The organism is Actinacidiphila yeochonensis CN732 (assembly GCF_000745345.1).
Classification (GTDB): domain Bacteria; phylum Actinomycetota; class Actinomycetes; order Streptomycetales; family Streptomycetaceae; genus Actinacidiphila; species Actinacidiphila yeochonensis.
The window spans coordinates 1,065,624-1,082,999 of sequence record NZ_JQNR01000005.1; the positions used below are offsets into that span (position 1 = coordinate 1,065,624).

Sequence of the window (17,376 nt, forward strand, 5' to 3'; positions counted from 1 at the left end):
CGGCCCGCCCGGCCCGCCCGGCCCGCCCGGCCCGGCCCGTCCTCCGTCCGCACCCGGCCCGTACCCCGTCCGGCCCCCGTCCGTGCTTCCGGCCCGGACGGGGGCCGGACCGCCGGGCCCCGCCCCGGTTGCCGGGCCGAAGGGCGCGGTGGCCGGGGGTTCCCCCGGACCGCCCGCGAGGTGGGAGTAGTGGCGGCGCTCCACCCTCGCAGTAGGCTTCGGGCCAGTAACGCCCGCAGACGTGAGCATGGGGAGCGCCCCGCATGAGCCTGACCCTGAGGACCATCAGTCGCGAGCAGCACCTGGCCTACATCCAGAGCCTGCCGTCGGCGAGCCACTGCCAGGTCCCGGCATGGGCTGACGTGAAGAACGAGTGGCGCTCCGAGAGTCTGGGCTGGTTCGAGGGCAAGAGCGGGCAGCTGGTCGGGGTCGGGCTGGTGCTCTACCGGCAGATCCCCAAGGTCAAGCGGTACCTCGCGTACCTCCCCGAGGGCCCGGTGATCAACTGGTACGCGCCCAACCTCGACGAGTGGCTCCAGCCCATGCTGCGCCACCTCAAGGACCAGGGCGCCTTCACCGTGAAGATGGGTCCGCCGGTGATCATCCGGCGCTGGGACGCCTCCGCGGTCAAGGCCGGCATCGCCGACCCGGACGTGAAGCGGCTGCGCGACGTGGAGGCCACCTTCATCGAGCCGCGCGCCTTCGAGGTGGCCGAGCGGCTGCGCCGGATGGGCTGGCAGCAGGGCGAGGACGGCGGCGCGGGCTTCGGCGACGTCCAGCCGCGCTACGTGTACCAGGTGCCGCTGGAGAACCGGTCCCTGGACGACATCCTCAAGAACTTCAACCAGCTGTGGCGCCGCAACATCAAGAAGGCCGAGAAGGCCGGCGTCGAGGTGGTGCAGGGCGGCTACGACGACCTGCCGGTGTGGCAGAACCTCTACGAGATCACCGCCACCCGCGACCACTTCCGCCCGCGCCCGCTGAGCTACTTCCAGCGCATGTGGACCACGCTCAACGGCGAGGACCCCAACCGGATGCGGCTGTACCTGGCCGTGCACGAGGGCGAGGCGGTGGCCGCGGCCACCATGCTCACCGTCGGGCAGCACGTCTGGTACTCCTACGGCGCCTCCGCCAACCACAAGCGGGAGGTGCGGCCCTCCAACGCGATGCAGTGGCGGATGCTGCGCGACGCCTACGCCATGGGCGCGAGCGTCTACGACCTGCGCGGCATCAGCGACTCGCTGGACGAGAGCGACCACCTCTTCGGCCTGATCCAGTTCAAGGTGGGCACCGGCGGCCAGGCTGCCGAATACTTGGGCGAGTGGGACTTCCCCCTCAACAAGCTGCTCCACAAGGCACTCGACTTCTACATGTCGCTCCGCTGACGGCGGGCCCCGCACGGGGCGTACCCGCCGGCACCCCGAGCCACTTCGAGTCACTTCGAGCCACTCCGAGCAGAGAAAGGTCCTGACCAGGCGATGGCGCTCACCCTGTACGTCGACACCGCCCGCTGGCGCGCCCACCACCAGTCGGTGGTGGACCAGTTCCCCGCCCTCGTCCCGGTGTGCAAGGGGAACGGCTACGGTTTCGGCCACGAGCGCCTGGCGGACGAGGCGACCCGGCTGCGTTCCGACATGCTCGCCGTCGGCACCACCTACGAGGCCGCCCGGATCAAGGACTTCTTCAGCGGCGACCTGCTGGTCCTGACGCCGTACCGGCTGGGTGAGGAGCCGGTTCCGCTGCCGGACCGGGCGATCCGCTCGGTCTCCTCGGTGGAGGGCGTGCGCGGCCTGGTCGGCGCCCGGGTCGTCATCGAGGTGATGAGCTCCATGCGGCGGCACGGTGTCGCCGAGGACGATCTGGGCAAGCTGCACGCCGCCATCGACGACGTGCGCCTGGAGGGCTTCGCCATCCACCTGCCGCTGGACCGCCCGGACGGTACGGACGCGGTGGAGGAGGTCTTCACCTGGATGGAGCGGCTGCGCTCGGCCCGTCTGCCGCTGCACACCATGTTCGTCAGCCATCTGCGGGCCGCCGAGCTGGCCGCGCTCCAGCAGCAGTTCCCGCAGACCCGTTTCCGGGCCCGGATCGGCACCCTGCTGTGGCTGGGCGACCACGACGCGACGGAGTACCGGGGGGCGGTCCTCGACGTCACCCGGATCGCCAAGGGCGAGCGGTACGGCTACCGGCAGGAGAAGTCCGCGGCCGACGGGCACCTGGTGGTGGTGGCCGGCGGCACCTCGCACGGGGTGGGCCTGGAAGCGCCCAAGGCGCTGCACGGCCTGATGCCGCGGGCCAAGGGGGTGGCCCGGGCCGGGCTCGCCACCGTCAACCGCAACCTGTCGCCGTTCGTGTGGGCGGGCAAGCAGCGGTGGTTCGCCGAGCCGCCGCACATGCAGGTGTCGATCCTCTTCCTGCCCAGTGACGTGGCCCCGCCGGCCGTCGGCGACGAGCTGGTGGCGCATCTGCGGCACACCACCACGCAGTTCGACCGGATCGTGGACCGCCAGCCGGCCTGATCCGCGGCGTCGCTCCCGTCCGCCCGGCGGTGGACGAGGAGCCGCTCCAGCGCCGGGCGCAGCGGAAGGGGGCGCCGCCACTCGGCGGCGCCCCCTTCGTCGTCTCCGCGGCTACTCGCCGGCCTCGGCCGGACGTTCCGCCCAGCGGCCGGTACCCGGGTCCCCGCCGAGGTCGCTGATGTCGTCGACGTCGCCGAAGGCCGCCGCGTGCCGGCCGCCGTGCGCCGCGGGGGCGAGGACGAACGCGTCCGGGGCGCCGTCCAGCACCCCGCCGGCCGGGTCGTCCGAGCCGTCCTGCCGCAGGACGTCGTGCTCGGGCAGCAGGATGTCGCGCACCACCAGGGCGCACAGGTACAGCACGCCCAGCACGTGGACGACGACCGCGAGGTGGTAGGCGTCGGCCGTCAGCCCGTGGTGCTTGGCGCCGGTGACGTAGGCCAGGCGGTACCAGATGCCGAGGAAGTACAGCACCTCGGCGCCCTGCCAGATCAGCAGGTCGCGCCAGCGCGGTCGGGCCAGCACCGCCAGCGGCAGCAGCCACAGGACGTACTGCGGGGAGTAGACCTTGTTGCTGACCAGCAGCGCGGCCACCACCAGGAAGGCGATCTGGCCCAGCCGGGGGCGGCGCGGGGCGTAGAGGGACAGGACGGCGATCGCCACGCACAGCAGCAGCATCAGCGCCGTGCCGTAGGCGTTGACCCCGTCGAGCGACGCGCCCGAGCGCTCCTTGATGACCAGCCACAGCGAGCCGTAGTCCGTGGTGCGGCTCTGGCTGAAGCTGTAGAACTGCGCCCACCCGTGCGGGGCGAAGACGATGACCGGCAGGTTGACCACCAGCCAGGCGCCGACCGCCCCGCCGAGGGTCGCGCCGAACTGCCGCAGCCGGCCGGCCCGCAGGCAGAGCAGGAACAGCGCGCCCAGGAGCAGCACCGGGTACAGCTTGGCCGCGGTGGCCAGGCCGATCAGCACTCCGGCCCAGCCGGGCCGGCCGCGCGACCACAGCATCAGTCCGGCCGCGGCCAGCGCCACCGCGAACAGGTCCCAGTTGATGGTGGCGGTCAGGGCCAGCGCGGGGGAGAGGGCGACGAGCAGGCCGTCCCAGGGGCGGCGCCGGTTGGTGCGGGCGGTGAAGACCACCAGCGCGACCGCGCACACCATCAGCATCCCGGCGTTGACCAGCCAGTACACCTGGGCGCTGTGCGGTTCCGCGCCGGCCGGGGTGAGCCAGGAGGCGACCTCCATGAAGAGCCCGGTGAGCACCGGGTACTCCAGGTAGTGGATGTCCTGGTTCTGGCTGAGCGAGACGGGGATGCGGTCGAAGTACGGCACCAGGTCGGCGGCGAAGCCGCGCTGCGTGTACAGGTGCGGGATGTCGGAGTAGCAGGCGTGGATGTACTGCGGGTCGCCGAACTGGAACCAGCCGCCGGAGTAGCAGGACACCTTCTGCACCATGCCGAGGGCGAACATGCCGATCACGGCGAGCACCATGATCCGCAGCGGGTTCCACCAGGAGCCGCCGGCCAGGACCCTGCGGCCGGCCGGGCCGCCGATGATCTCGCTGGCCGCGGCGGCCACCGAATCCTCGTCGGTGGGGCGCACGGGGAGGTCTCGCATGTCGTCCTCTTCGCGGTGGCGCACGCTCGTCATGGCGCCATCCTGCCGTACGCGGCTGTGCGCGTGAGAGTCCCGGCACAGGTCGACCCGGGCCGATCGTGCTCGGCCCGGGTCGACGGGTACTGCCTGGGTTGGTGCTCCGGCCGCTCGCGCGGGGCCGGCGCCCGGTCAGGCCGCCGGGCGCCGGGCTCGGGTCACTGGGTGGCGGCGTTCCCGCCGTTGCCCTTCGTTCCACCCGCGCCGTTGTTGCCCCCGCCGCCGCCCGCGCCGTTGCCGGGCCCGGTGGTCGGGGTGGTCGTCGGTGTCGGGGGTGCGGTCGTCGGGCAGCTGAAGATCGTGCACATCTGGGTGGGCGGGGTGTAGGTGGGCGTCGGGCTCGTCGTCTCGGTCGGCGGAGTGGCCGGCGCTGTCGTGGTGGTCGCCGGCGGCGTCGTGGCGGTCGGCGGCGTGGTCGGCGCGGTCGGCGTCGGGCTCATGGTGTTGGTCGGCTTCGGCGCCGGGGCACCGGGCTCGTTCTGCGCCGTGCCGATCGAGGTGGCCTTGGGGAAGCCGGGGTCGGGCTTGCCGTTCAGGGCGACCTTCATGTAGTCGGTCCAGATGGTGGCGGGAAGGGCACCACCGTGGACGGACGTGGTGCCGCCGGTGCCGGCCATGGGCAGCAGGCCGTGCTGCTTCGGGTCCTCACGGAACATCACCACGGAGGTCGCCAGCTGCTGGGTGTAGCCGACGAACCAGGCGGACCGGGTGCCGCCGGGGCTGTCGGTGGTGCCCGTCTTGCCGGCCGCGTCGCGCTTCAGGGCCAGGGCCGCGGTACCGGTGCCCTTCTTCACCACGTCCTGGAGCACGCTGGTCACGTTGTTGGCCACGTCCGGCGGGAAGACCTGCTTCGGCTTGGGCTGGGTGAAGCCGGCCACGTCGGCGCCGTCGTGCTCGACCCGGGTCACCGAGTACGGGTCGACCGCCTTGCCGGAGTCGGCGAACGTCGAGTACGCGTCGGCCATCCGGATCGGGCTGGGCGTCGAGGTTCCGATGGAGAACGACGGGACCAGCGACTCCATGCTGGAGGGGAGCAGTCCGGCCTTCTCCGCGGTGTCCCGCACCTTCGGCAGTCCGACGTCCTCGCCGAGCTGCACGAACGGGCTGTTGATCGAGTCCTCCATCGACTCCCGCAGCGGGATGAAGCCGCGGTCGATGCTGTCCTCGTTCTTCTGTTTGAAGGGGCTGTTGGTCTTGTCCAGCACGACGTTGCCGTTGTGGTCCTTGATGACCAGCTCGTCGTCGGCGTTGTACTTGCTGTCCGGGGTGATCGGCTTCCCGTTGCTGTGGTTGGTGCCGTACATCATCGCGGCGGTCAGCACGAACGGCTTGAAGGTCGATCCGACGGGGACACCGGAGGTGTCGGCGTTGTTGTTGAACTGCCCGTGCTCGTAGCCCTCGCCGCCGTAGATGGCGACGATCGCGCCGTCGCCCGGCACCACGGAGGCCGCGCCGAACTGGACGTTGGTGTCCGCGTCCGAGCCTCCGAAGTCCTTGGTGTCGTCACCGAGGTACTTGTGGGTGCCGCCGGGTTTGATGTTCTGCTTGCGTACGGTGTCAACCGCCTTCTGGAGGGCGTTGACGTCGGCCTTCTTGAAGGTCGTGTAGATCTGGTAGCCGCCGAGGGCCAGGTCCTGCTCGGTGATCTTCGGGCTGGAGTGCTGCTCGACGTACTGGTTGGCGGTCGACACCAGGTAGCTGATCTGGCCGGTCATGCCCGTCTGCGCCTTCAGCCCCTGCGGCATCGGGTAGGTGGTCCACTTGGCCCGCTCCTGCGCGGTCATGTGGCCGTACTTGACCTCCTGGTCCAGGATCCAGCTCCAGCGCGCCTTGGAGTTCGCGGTGTTGCTCGCCGCGGTGGCCTGGGGGTCCAGGTCGGTGTGGCCTATCGGGTCGAAGTACGTCGGGCCCTTGAGCAGGGCCGCGAGGAAGGCGCACTGGCTGGGGTTGAGCTGCTCGGCGTCCACCCCGTAGTAGGTCTGCGCCGCGGCCTGGAGCCCGTAGGCGCCGCGGCCGAAGTAGGAGGTGTTGAGGTAGCCGGTGATGATGTCGTCTTTGCTGACCTTCGCGCCGACCTTGACGGAGATGAAGAGCTCTTTGAACTTGCGGCTGATCGTCTGCGACTGGTCCAGCATCGAGTTCTTCACGTACTGCTGGGTGATGGTCGAGCCGCCCTGGGTCTCACCGCCCCGGGCCATGTTGTAGAGCGCGCGGGCGATGCCCTGCGGGTCGACGCCCTTGTCGGTCTCGAACGTCTTGTTCTCCGCCGAGATCACCGCCCAGCGCATCGCCGCCGGGATCTGGGCGTACGTGATGTTCTGCCGGTTGACCTGCGCCCCGCCGGCGGCCACCATGCGCGAGCCGTCGGACCAGTAGTAGACGTTGTTCTGCGCGGTGGCGATCTTGTTCTCGTTGGGGACGTCCACCATCGCGTAGGCGATGCCGGCGATGCCGACGAGGGTGCCCACGAAGCCGATGAACACCGCGGTCACCTGGCGCCAGGAGGGCATCCAGCGCTGCCAGCCCTCCTTGCCGAAGCGCGGGTAGTCGATGAACCGCCGCTTGCCGGGCCGACGCCCAGCGCGCCCGTCCGGGCCCGCTCCGCCGGGACCGGTGCCCGCTCCGCCGTTCCGTCGCCGTCCGCCGCCCCGGCCCTGGGCGGCACGGCGGGCGGCGGCGCGGCCCTCGTACGGCTCCGCGCGGCGGCCGGAGGGAGGACCCGTCCGATGGCTCTCGGACGAGGTTCCCGGGCCGTCGGCCCTGCCCTCCGGGCGGCGGCCCATGGCGGACCCGTCGTCCGGAGGGCCTCCGGCTGCTCGCCGTCCACCGGGGGGAGGGGTGGACGGCTGCTGTCCTCCGCGCCGGGCGGCAGCACGGCCGCCGGACGGCGACTGCGGCGGCTTGCGACGGTGCTCGCTCATTGAACAGCTACTCCTCGACAGGCGGGCTTGCCTGCAGGCATCGATGACATTGCGGTCGGGCCCCCCTGAGCGCGGCCGCCTAGGGCCGCACCGCACCATGGATCATGACGCACCCCGGCGCTCCGGGGTTCCCGTGCGCTGCTTGGCGAACAGAGTACGCAGGGCCAAAATCCTCCGAAGGCCAATATCGGGCGCAAATCGGACGGTTGGCCGTTCACAGGTTGTCGGATGTGACACCGCTCACCGCGGCTCGCCTTGCACGATGTCTCGGCACGTTCTATCGTCCTGATGTATCGGCTCGATACATCAGGTTGAGACAGCGATGACGAGGGGACCAGGGTTGAGCAAACGCTCGGGAATCCTCGAGTTCGCCATACTCGGCCTGCTGCGCGAGTCGCCGATGCACGGCTACGAGTTGCGCAAGCGGCTCAACACCTCACTCGGGGTGTTCCGCGCCTTCAGCTACGGGAGTCTGTACCCCTGCCTGAAGACGCTGCTCACCCAGGGGTGGCTGACCGAGGAGACGGCGCCGGACAGCGACCCGCTGACCACGCCCCTGTCCGGCCGCAGGGCGAAGATCGTCTACCGGCTGACGGCCTCGGGCAAGGAGCACTTCGAAGAGCTCCTCGCCCACTCCGGGCCCGACGCCTGGGAGGACGAGCACTTCGCCGCCAGGTTCGCCTTCTTCGGCCAGACGTCGAAGGACGTCCGGATGCGTGTTCTCGAAGGGCGGCGCAGCCGCCTGGAGGAACGGCTGGAGCGGATGAGCGCCTCCCTGGCGCGAACCCGCGAGCGGCTGGACGACTACACGCTCGAACTGCAGCGGCACGGCATGGAATCGGTGGAGCGCGAGGTCCGATGGCTCAACGAGCTGATCGAGACCGAGCGGGCCGGACGGACTGACCGTCCGGGCGCCGAGCGGGACGACGACAACAACCAAGAGAACGGCGGCCGACCCGGGGAACGGGGAACCGCGTGACGACTTCACAAGGAGCAACCGGAATGGGTTCGGTTCGCGTAGCCATCGTGGGCGTTGGCAACTGCGCCACGTCGCTGGTGCAGGGTGTCGAGTACTACAAGGACGCCGACCCGGAGGCGAAGGTCCCGGGCCTGATGCACGTGCAGTTCGGCGACTACCACGTCGGTGACGTCGAGTTCGTCGCTGCTTTCGACGTCGACGCGAAGAAGGTCGGCCTGGACCTCGCGGACGCCATCGGCGCCAGCGAGAACAACACGATCAAGATCGCCGACGTGCCGACCACCGGCGTGACCGTCCAGCGCGGCCACACCCTCGACGGTCTGGGCAAGTACTACCGCGAGACGATCGAGGAGTCCTCCGAGGCCCCGGTCGACGTGGTCCAGATCCTCAAGGACCGCCAGGTCGACGTCCTCGTCTGCTACCTGCCCGTGGGCTCCGAGGACGCGGCGAAGTTCTACGCCCAGTGCGCCATCGACGCCAAGGTCGCCTTCGTCAACGCCCTCCCGGTCTTCATCGCCGGCACCAAGGAGTGGGCTGACAAGTTCACCGAGGCCGGTGTCCCGATCGTCGGCGACGACATCAAGTCCCAGGTCGGCGCCACCATCACGCACCGCGTGATGGCGAAGCTCTTCGAGGACCGCGGTGTGGTCCTGGAGCGCACCATGCAGCTGAACGTCGGCGGCAACATGGACTTCAAGAACATGCTCGAGCGCGAGCGCCTGGAGTCCAAGAAGATCTCGAAGACGCAGGCCGTCACCTCGCAGATCCCCGACCGCGACCTCGGCGCCAAGAACGTGCACATCGGCCCGTCCGACTACGTGCAGTGGCTCGACGACCGCAAGTGGGCGTACGTCCGCCTTGAGGGCCGTGCCTTCGGTGACGTCCCGCTGAACCTGGAGTACAAGCTCGAGGTCTGGGACTCCCCGAACTCCGCCGGTGTCATCATCGACGCCCTGCGCGCCGCGAAGATCGCCAAGGACCGCGGTATCGGCGGCCCGATCCTCTCCGCCTCCTCGTACTTCATGAAGTCCCCGCCGGTCCAGTACTTCGACGACGAGGCCCGCGAGAACGTCGAGAAGTTCATCCGCGGCGAGGTCGAGCGCTGACCCCGCTGAGGGGTCAGCACTGACCCCTCAGCGCCGCGCGTCCCCAGGGCGCGCCGTCGCAGCACCAGCCGAGGCCCCGGGTCCAGTACCCGGGGCCTCGGCTGTCGTGTGAGGCTAGGCCCATGGGTGTTCTGCGCGACCTGCGCATGCTGCTGCGACTGCCGGACTTCCGGCGGCTGCTGACCGTCCGCCTGCTCTCGCAGCTCTCCGACGGTGTCTTCCAGGTCGCACTGGCCGCCTATGTGGTCTTCTCGCCCGAGAAGCAGGCGTCACCGGGGGCCGTCGCCTCGGCGCTGGCCGTACTGCTGCTGCCCTACTCGCTGCTCGGCCCGTTCACCGGGGTGCTCCTCGACCGGTGGCGCCGCCGCCAGGTCCTGCTGGTGTGCAACCTGCTGCGGGCCGTGCTCTGCTGCGGAACCGCCGCCCTGGTTCTCCTCCAGGTGCCGGACTGGCTCTTCTACCTCGCCGCCCTCTGCGTCACCGGGGTGAACCGCTTCGTGCTCGCCGGGCTGTCGGCGGCGCTTCCTCGCGTGGTGGACGAGCGGCACCTGGTCACCGCCAACGCGCTCTCCCCCACCGCCGGCACCCTTGCCGCGACCGTGGGTGGCGGAGCGGCCTTCGTGGTGCATCTCTTCCACGCCCCGGGCGCCGGAGCCGACGCCGCCACCGTGCTGCTGGGTGCCGGCCTCTACCTCTGCGCCGGCCTCTCGGCACTCACCCTCAGCCCCGGCCTGCTGGGGCCGGACGATCTGCCCGACCGGCCGCGGGTGGGCGCGGAGGTACTCGCCACCGTCCGCGGTCTGGCAGCCGGGATACACCACCTCGGGCAGCGGCCGACCGCACGGCAGGCGCTCACCGCCATGACGGCGATGCGCTTCTGCTACGGCGCCCTCACGGTCACCCTGCTCGTGCTCTGCCGCTACGCGTGGTCCGACCCGACCGACAGCGACGCCGGGCTGGGGCTGCTGGGATTGGCGCTGGGGCTGTCGGCGGCCGGATTCCTCGCCGCCGCGCTGGTCACTCCCTGGGCGACAGACCGTCTCGGCACGGCGGGCTGGACCACCGTCTGCGCGGCCGGCTCCGCCGTACTGCTGCCGCCGCTGGGGCTTCCCTTCACCCCGGTGCCGATGATGGCCGCCGCCTTCGTGCTCGGCGTCACCGTGCAGGGCGCGAAGATCGCCACCGACACGGTCGTGCAGACCCACGTCGACGACCACTACCGCGGCCGGGTCTTCTCGCTCTACGACGTCTTCTTCAACGTTTCCTACGTCGGAGCCGCAGCCCTGGCGGCACTGGTGCTACCCGCCGACGGGCGCTCCCCGGTCCTGGTGATCGCCCTCGCGGCGATCTACGCCGTGGTGGCCTTCACCATGTTCCACGTGGAACGTCCCGCCCTGTTCCACGTGGAACAGGAAGAGGGCTGAACCCGCGCCCGTGTTCCACGTGGAACACGGGCGGAACGGTCCGCTCAGAGGGCGCACCGAAGGCGCTCAGGCCCGGAATACCGAAGGGGCTCAGCCCTGGGCGGCCTGCCACTCCCTGAGCGCGGCCACCGCCTCGTCGTGCTCCATGGGGCCGTTCTCCAGCCGCAGCTCCAGCAGGTGCTGGTAGGCGCGGCCGACCAGCGGGCCCGGCGGCACCCCCAGGATCTCCATGATCTGGTTGCCGTCGAGGTCCGGTCGGATCGCGTCCAGCTCCTCCTGCTCCATGAGCGCCGCGATCCGCTCCTCCAGGCCGTCGTAGGTGCGCGAGAGCGCCGCGGCCTTCCGCTTGTTGCGGGTGGTGCAGTCCGACCGGGTCAGCTTGTGCAGCTGCTCCAGCAGCGGCCCGGCGTCCCGGACGTACCGCCGCACCGCGGAGTCCGTCCACTCGCCGCTGCCGTAGCCGTGGAAGCGCAGGTGCAGCTCCACCAGCCTGGCGACGTCCTTGATCTGGTCGTTGGGGTACTTCAGCTGCGTCATCCGCGCCTTGACCAGCTTCGCGCCCACCACCTCGTGGTGGTGGAAGGACACCCGGCCGTCGGACTCGAAGCGGCGGGTCTTCGGCTTGCCGATGTCGTGCAGCAGCGCCGCCAGCCGCAGGGTCAGGTCGGGCCCGTCGGTCTCCAGGTCGATCGCCTGCTCCAGCACCGTGAGCGTGTGCTCGTAGACGTCCTTGTGGCGGAAGTGCTCGTCCCGCTCCAGCCGCAGGGCCGACAGCTCCGGCAGCACCCGGTCGGCGAGCCCCGTGTCGACCAGCAGCCGCAGCCCCTTGCGGGGATGGTCGGAAAGGAGCAGCTTGTTCAGTTCGTCACGGACCCGCTCGGCGGAGACGATGGAGATCCGGTCCGCCATCTCCGTCATGGCGGTGACCACCTCCGGCGCCACCTCGAAGTCCAGCTGCGCGGCGAACCGGGCGGCCCGCATCATCCGCAGGGGATCGTCGGAGAAGGACGCCTCCGGCGTGCCCGGCGTGCGCAGCACGCGCGCCGCCAGGTCGTCCAGGCCGCGGTAGGGGTCGACGAACTCGACCTCGGGGAGCGCCACCGCCATGGCGTTGACGGTGAAGTCCCGGCGGAGCAGGTCCTCCTCGATGGTGTCGCCGTAGGACACCTCCGGCTTGCGGGAGGAGCGGTCGTACACCTCGGAGCGGTAGGTGGTCACCTCGATCTGGAAGCTCTTGCCCTCCGGGGTGTCCTTTCGGGCACCGACCGTGCCGAAGGCGATGCCGACCTCCCACAGGGCGTCCGCCCACGGCCTCAGCACGGCCAGCACCTGCTCCGGCCGGGCGTCCGTGGTGAAGTCCAGGTCGTGGCCGAGGCGGCCCAGCAGCGTGTCCCGCACCGAGCCGCCGACGAGGGCGAGCCGGTGCCCGGCGGCGCTGAAGAGCCGACCGAGGTCTTCGGCCACCGGCTCGATCCGGTGGTGGGCCTGCGGGGTCTGGGCGGCATTGGTGGGATTCGGCACAACGTCAAAGAGTACGGGTCCCGGGCACCCCCGCGCTGCCACGTATGACGCGGGTGCCGGCCGCGGCTGCCCGGCCCCCGCTGCCATGACTCCGTGGCACGCCGGCACAGTGCCGATCGTTACCATGCCACCACGCACATCCGTGGAAACGAACGACCGGCACACGACCAACGAGGGACGGGCGAACGCGTGGGCGACGCGGCACAGGCGACCGGAGAGCGTCCGTCGGCACCACGCCGGCGCTGGTGGCGGGGGACAGCGCTGGTGGCGGGCACCGCTCTCCTGGCCGGCCTCCTCCAGGGCGTGGGGGCGACCGCCTCACAGGCCGCGCCGAGGACAGTCGACAAGACCGGTACGGGGTCGCGGACGGCGGCGCTCACCCTCGACAAGCTCTCCCCCGCCATCCCGGCCAAGGGGGACTCCATCACCGTGGCGGGGTCGGTGGTGAACAACGGCAGGACCACCATCACCGGCGCCCGGATCGCCGTCCACATAAACGGCCACGGGCCCCTGCGCTCCCGCAGCGCCATGGAGAGCGCGGCCGCCGACACCGGCTACAGCGCCTCCACGGACGGCTACGAGATCAACGGTCACACCGTGCAGGTGGCCGATCTCGCTCCCGGGCACAGCGCCGCCTTCACGATCACCTTCCCGGTCAGCGCCCTCTTCCTCGGCGCCAGCGGCGTCTACCCGGTCGGCGTCAGCCTGGACGGCCAGGACGCCGCCGAGCCCTGGAGCCACGTGCTGGGCATCAAGCGGACCTTCCTGCCCTGGTACCCCGACGGCGAGTCCGCGAAGTCCACCAAGATCAGCTTCCTGTGGCCGCTCACCGACGTGCCCCACGTCGACCCCCGCGGCGACACCGCCTCCCAGGAGAGCCCGATCTTCCGGGACGACGGCCTGGTGCGGGAGCTGCAGTCCGGCAACGGGTCCGCCACGTCCGGCGGCCGGCTGTGGCAGATGGTCGAGCTCGGGAAGCAGCTCCCGATCACCTGGGTGATCGACCCGGACCTACTGGCCACCGTGGAGGCGATGACCAAGCCCTACCGCGTGGAGGGACACGGGGGTGACGTCACCCACACCACGCCCGGCACCGGGTCGGCCGTCGCCGAGAAGTGGCTCAACGAACTCAAGGGCGCGGTCGGCGGCGCCCAGGTGATCGCCCTGCCCTTCGGCGACCCCGACATCGCGTCGCTCGCCCACCACGGCAAGGGCATCAACAGCAACCTGCGGCTGGTGCAGACCGGCGAGCAGCTCGGCAAGACCACCGTGGACACCATCCTGGGGACCCAGTCGACCACCGGGGTCGCCTGGCCGGTCGACGGGGCCATCGACCCCTCCATCGTCTCCACCGCCCGCACGACGGGCGCGAAGACCGTGATCGCCCGCAGCGACTCGCTGCGGGAGAGCCCCACGCTCAGCTATACGCCGAACGCCGCCCGTCCCATCGGCGGCGGCAGCACCGCGGTGGTCGCCGACGCCACCCTGTCCACCGCCTTCGACGGCGACATGAGCAAGCCGCAGAACGCGCTGCTCGCGGTGCAGAACTACATCGCCCAGACGCTGCTGGTGACCATGGAGTCGCCCGACACGCAGCGCGACATCCTGGTCGCCCCCGAGCGGATGCCGACCGCGGCACAGGCGCACGCCATGGCCACCGCGATCAACGCCACGGACACCACACCGTGGGCGGAGTCCGTCGACTTCAGCAGCACGGCCAAGGCCACCCCTGACCCGCAGGCGTCACGGCACGTCCCCGCCAGCTCCGCGTACCCGAGGTCGCTGCGTGCCCAGGAACTGCCCGCGGAGGCGTTCCGGCAGCTCCACGAGGTCCAGGTACACCTCAACAACTTCGTGACGATCCTCACCATCAAGGACCGGGTGACCGTCCCGTTCCGCAACTCGATGCTGCGGGCGATGTCCACCGGCTGGCGCGGGAACAGCAAGGGCGAGACGGCCTACCGCAACGCGATCGGCGCCTACCTCACCGACCTGATCAACGCGGTCCACATCCTGAGCAAGTCGGACCTCACACTCTCCGGCCGCAGCGGCACCATCCCGGTCACCGTGAAGAACGACCTGGGCCAGCCGATCACCGGCCTGGTCCTCAAGCTCGGCTCGAACTCCTCCATCCGTCTCAAGATCAAGAACGCCGAACGGCCCATCTCGATCGACGGCGGCCATACCCGTACCCTGAAGTTCGAGACCACGGCGAGCGCCAACGGCCTCGCCCAGGTCACCGCCCAGCTCTACACGCAGCAGGGTGCGCTCTACGGCGAAACCGTGAGTTTCAACGTGGAGCTCACCAACGTCACCGACCTGGTGATGCTCATCATCGCCGCCGGACTGCTCCTCCTGGTCCTGGCGGGGGTGCGCATCTACCGGCAGCGCAAGAGGCACGCGGCCGGCGGCGGAGCGGACGGCGGCGACGGCGAGGGCGGCGACGGGACCGGCAGTGACGGCGGCGACGACAACGGCGACCAGAACGGCGATGAGGACGAGGACGGCGCTGATCCCGGGCACCCGGGTGACCCGGGCACGGACACCGGTCAGGAAACCCGGGAGCCGTCTCCGGCAGGTGAGAAGGTGGACGGATAGCCAGCGGACAATAAGGTGGGGCACTGATGAACGCGCCGTACGACGGTGATCGCGACTCTGCGGGCCGGCCGCCTCACTCGGCCGACCAGCAGCCCTCACCTCACGACCCCTACGTCCAGGGCACCTACGCCTACGACCCCTACCCGCACCAGGGCACGGGGCCGGGGCCGGCCGAGGACGGCTTCTACGACCAGGACGCCCAGCCGCCGCACCAGCAGCCGTACGGCGGCCAGCACTGGCAGCAGACCGCCCACCCGCACATGCCGTACGGCGACAACCCCGCGATGCTCTACGTAGGGGTGGACGACCTCGGCCAGACGGGCGGCATGCCGGTCTTCGACGCCTACGAGCACCTCTTCCGCGACCAGCGGACGGGCGGCGGGCAGCCTGAGGCCGCACCCGCCCAGGGCCCGGGGCAACAGGGCTGGCAGCAGGGCTACCAGCAGCCCTATCCGCAGCAGCAGGACCCGCGGTACCAGCAGGGCTACCCGCAGGACCCGCAGCAGGCCCCGCACGGCTACCCGCAGCAGGACTACCAGGCGCAGGGCTACCAGCAGCAGCCCGGTGAGGGCGGCCCCGGATACGGGTACGGCGACGCCGGCTACAGCCAGCCCACGACCTACCACCACGACCAGCCGTACCCGCAGCAGGGCTACGCCGACCCGCACCATCCCGCGGGCACGCAGCAGTACGGCCAGGCTCCCTACGAGGAGCAGACCCAGTACGCGCAGGGCACGTACGCCCCGCAGGGCTACGGGCCCGGCCAGGCCCAGGAGGCCGGGTACGCCGACCCGCGGTACGTCCCCGAGCACCCGCAGGTGCCGCAGCCCGAACCGGTGGACGCCGGCGAGGCGGCGGCTCCGGCCGCCGAGGCCACCGGGCCGATGCCGGTCACCCCGGCCCCGGAGACCGGCGCGCGGACCAACATCCTCAAGTCGAGCGCGCTCATGGCGGCCGGCACCCTGGTCTCGCGCGTCACCGGCTTCGTCCGCACCCTGGTGATCGCCGCGGCGATCGGCCTGGCCACCCTCGGCGACTCCTACGCGGTCGCCAACACGCTGCCGACGATGATCTACATCCTCACCATCGGCGGTGGCCTCAACTCCGTCTTCGTCCCTCAGCTGGCCCGTGCCATGAAGGACGACGACGACGGCGGCGCGGCGTACGCCAACCGGCTGCTGACCGTGGTCATGGTGGCGCTCGGCGGCATCGTCGCCGTCACGGTGGTCGGCGCACCGCTGCTGATCAAGATCATGTCCCCGAAGATCGCGGCGGATCCTGACTCCTACCGGGTGGCGATCGCCTTCGCCCGCTACTGCATGCCGACGATCTTCTTCATGGGCGTGCACGTGGTGATGGGGCAGGTGCTCAACGCCCGCGGCCGGTTCGGCGCGATGATGTGGACGCCGGTGCTGAACAACCTCGTGGTGATCTTCACCTTCGGGATGTTCATCTGGGTCTACGGCCCCTACAGCTCCACCCACATGGACGCCACCACGATCACGCCCCAGGGCGTCCGCCTGCTCGGCCTGGGCACGCTGCTGGGCCTGGTGGTGCAGTCGCTGTCGATGCTGCCCTACCTCAGGGACGCCGGCTTCAAGTTCCGGCCGCGGTTCGACTGGCGCGGCCACGGCCTGGGCAAGACGGCCAAGCTGGCCAAGTGGACGTTCTTCTTCGTGCTCGCCAACCAGGCCGGCCTGATCGTCGTCACCCAGCTCGCCACCTGGGGCGGCATCAACGCCGACAAGAGCGGCTACCAGGGCACGGGCATCACCGCCTACAACAACGCGCTGCTGATCTGGCAGATGCCGCAGGCGATCATCACCGTCTCGGTGATGGCCGCGGTGCTGCCGCGGATCTCCCGGGCCGCCGCCGACGGCGACGTCACGGCGGTCCGCGACGACATCTCCTACGGTCTGCGCACCTCCGCCGTGGCGATCGTCCCGGCCGGCTTCGCCTTCCTCACCCTCGGCGTGCCGATGTGCAGCCTGCTCTACGCCAGCACCGGAACGGAGTCGGCCCGGAACATCGGCTTCATCCTCATGGCGTTCGGCGTGGGCCTGATCCCCTTCTCCGCCCAGTACGTGCTCCTGCGCGGCTTCTACGCCTTCGAGGACACCCGCACCCCCTTCTACAACACGGTGGTCGTGGCCGCGGTGAACGCGGCGGCCTCCATCGTCTCGTTCGTCGTACTGCCCAACCGGTGGGCTGTGACCGGTATGGCGTTCTCCTACGGCCTCGCCTACGCGGTGGGCGTGGGCGTGGCCGCCAAGCGGCTGCGGGCGCGGCTCCAGGGCGACCTGGACGGGCGCCGGGTGATGCGCACCTACGCGCGGCTGGCGGGGGCCTGCATCCCGGCCAGCCTGGTCGCGGGCGCGGCCGTCATCGTGGTCTTCAAGGAACTCGGCAGCGGCGCCACCGGCGCGCTCGCCGCGCTGGTGGTCGGCGGCTGCCTGCTGCTGGGGCTCTTCGTGGTGACCGCGAAGCGGATGCGCATCCAGGAGATGACCGCGATGATCGGCATGGTGCGGGGCCGACTCGGGCGCTGACCAGGGGGAGCGGCTCACCAGGCAGCGAGCGCACCGCCCTTCGGGGCCACGGGTGTCGTGCGGACAGCCGGAGTACGGGCACAATTGGCATCGGCTGTCAGCGGCCCGA

At 70.7% G+C, this 17,376-nt stretch carries 10 protein-coding genes; 7 read left to right on the top strand and 3 right to left on the bottom strand.

The window, feature by feature from the left end; genetic code table 11:
• Positions 1-263 precede the first annotated feature (263 nt).
• Together BS72_RS16415 and BS72_RS16420 are read left to right on the top strand one after the other, a co-directional pair.
• Positions 264-1,385 (top strand): lipid II:glycine glycyltransferase FemX, encoded by a 1,122-nt coding sequence (locus tag BS72_RS16415; protein WP_037911401.1) that lies wholly within the window; start codon positions 264-266, stop codon positions 1,383-1,385.
• 93 nt (positions 1,386-1,478) lie between these two features.
• Positions 1,479-2,519 (top strand): alanine racemase, encoded by a 1,041-nt coding sequence (locus tag BS72_RS16420; protein ID WP_037911403.1) that lies wholly within the window; start codon positions 1,479-1,481, stop codon positions 2,517-2,519.
• 111 nt (positions 2,520-2,630) lie between these two features.
• Here the strand turns inward: BS72_RS16420 and BS72_RS16425 are convergent, their stop codons facing one another.
• Both BS72_RS16425 and BS72_RS16430 read right to left on the bottom strand, forming a co-directional pair.
• On the bottom strand, positions 2,631-4,166 hold the full coding sequence (locus BS72_RS16425) for a glycosyltransferase family 87 protein (RefSeq protein ID WP_063836089.1): 1,536 nt from the start codon (positions 4,164-4,166) through the stop codon (positions 2,631-2,633).
• 161 nt (positions 4,167-4,327) lie between these two features.
• Complete coding sequence (locus tag BS72_RS16430; protein ID WP_198545905.1) at positions 4,328-7,090, bottom strand: transglycosylase domain-containing protein; 2,763 nt, start codon at positions 7,088-7,090, stop codon at positions 4,328-4,330.
• 340 nt (positions 7,091-7,430) lie between these two features.
• Between BS72_RS16430 and BS72_RS16435 the strand changes: the two genes are divergently transcribed.
• From BS72_RS16435 to BS72_RS16445, 3 genes are all read left to right on the top strand, one after another.
• Positions 7,431-8,069, top strand: coding sequence for a PadR family transcriptional regulator (locus tag BS72_RS16435; RefSeq protein ID WP_037911404.1), 639 nt, complete (start codon positions 7,431-7,433; stop codon positions 8,067-8,069).
• A gap of 23 nt (positions 8,070-8,092) precedes the next feature.
• Positions 8,093-9,175, top strand: a complete 1,083-nt coding sequence (locus BS72_RS16440) for an inositol-3-phosphate synthase (protein WP_037911407.1) — start codon at positions 8,093-8,095, stop codon at positions 9,173-9,175.
• 122 nt (positions 9,176-9,297) lie between these two features.
• A complete protein-coding gene (locus BS72_RS16445) occupies positions 9,298-10,599 on the top strand; it encodes an MFS transporter (protein WP_037911409.1) in 1,302 nt (433 codons plus the stop codon).
• Positions 10,600-10,689: 90 nt separating this feature from the next.
• Here the strand turns inward: BS72_RS16445 and BS72_RS16450 are convergent, their stop codons facing one another.
• On the bottom strand, positions 10,690-12,120 hold the full coding sequence (locus BS72_RS16450) for a CCA tRNA nucleotidyltransferase (RefSeq protein WP_051951174.1): 1,431 nt from the start codon (positions 12,118-12,120) through the stop codon (positions 10,690-10,692).
• A 264-nt stretch (positions 12,121-12,384) separates the two neighbouring features.
• Here BS72_RS16450 and BS72_RS16455 point away from each other — a divergent pair, with 264 nt between their 5' ends.
• Both BS72_RS16455 and murJ read left to right on the top strand, forming a co-directional pair.
• On the top strand, positions 12,385-14,718 hold the full coding sequence (locus BS72_RS16455; protein ID WP_232792433.1) for a DUF6049 family protein: 2,334 nt from the start codon (positions 12,385-12,387) through the stop codon (positions 14,716-14,718).
• A 26-nt stretch (positions 14,719-14,744) separates the two neighbouring features.
• Entirely contained in the window at positions 14,745-17,267 is a 2,523-nt protein-coding gene (gene murJ, locus BS72_RS16460) for a murein biosynthesis integral membrane protein MurJ (RefSeq protein ID WP_037911410.1), read from the top strand.
• Positions 17,268-17,376: the final 109 nt, after the last annotated feature.

Bases quoted from the DNA above. Each gene is read 5' to 3' on its own strand.
- BS72_RS16415 (WP_037911401.1), top strand. From the start codon at position 264: ATGAGCCTGACCCTGAGGACCATCAGTCGCGAGCAGCACCTGGCCTAC.
- BS72_RS16420 (WP_037911403.1), top strand. From the start codon at position 1,479: ATGGCGCTCACCCTGTACGTCGACACCGCCCGCTGGCGCGCCCACCAC.
- BS72_RS16425 (WP_063836089.1), bottom strand. From the start codon at position 4,166: ATGACGAGCGTGCGCCACCGCGAAGAGGACGACATGCGAGACCTCCCC.
- BS72_RS16430 (WP_198545905.1), bottom strand. From the start codon at position 7,090: ATGAGCGAGCACCGTCGCAAGCCGCCGCAGTCGCCGTCCGGCGGCCGT.
- BS72_RS16440 (WP_037911407.1), top strand. From the start codon at position 8,093: ATGGGTTCGGTTCGCGTAGCCATCGTGGGCGTTGGCAACTGCGCCACG.
- BS72_RS16445 (WP_037911409.1), top strand. From the start codon at position 9,298: ATGGGTGTTCTGCGCGACCTGCGCATGCTGCTGCGACTGCCGGACTTC.
- murJ (WP_037911410.1), top strand. From the start codon at position 14,745: ATGAACGCGCCGTACGACGGTGATCGCGACTCTGCGGGCCGGCCGCCT.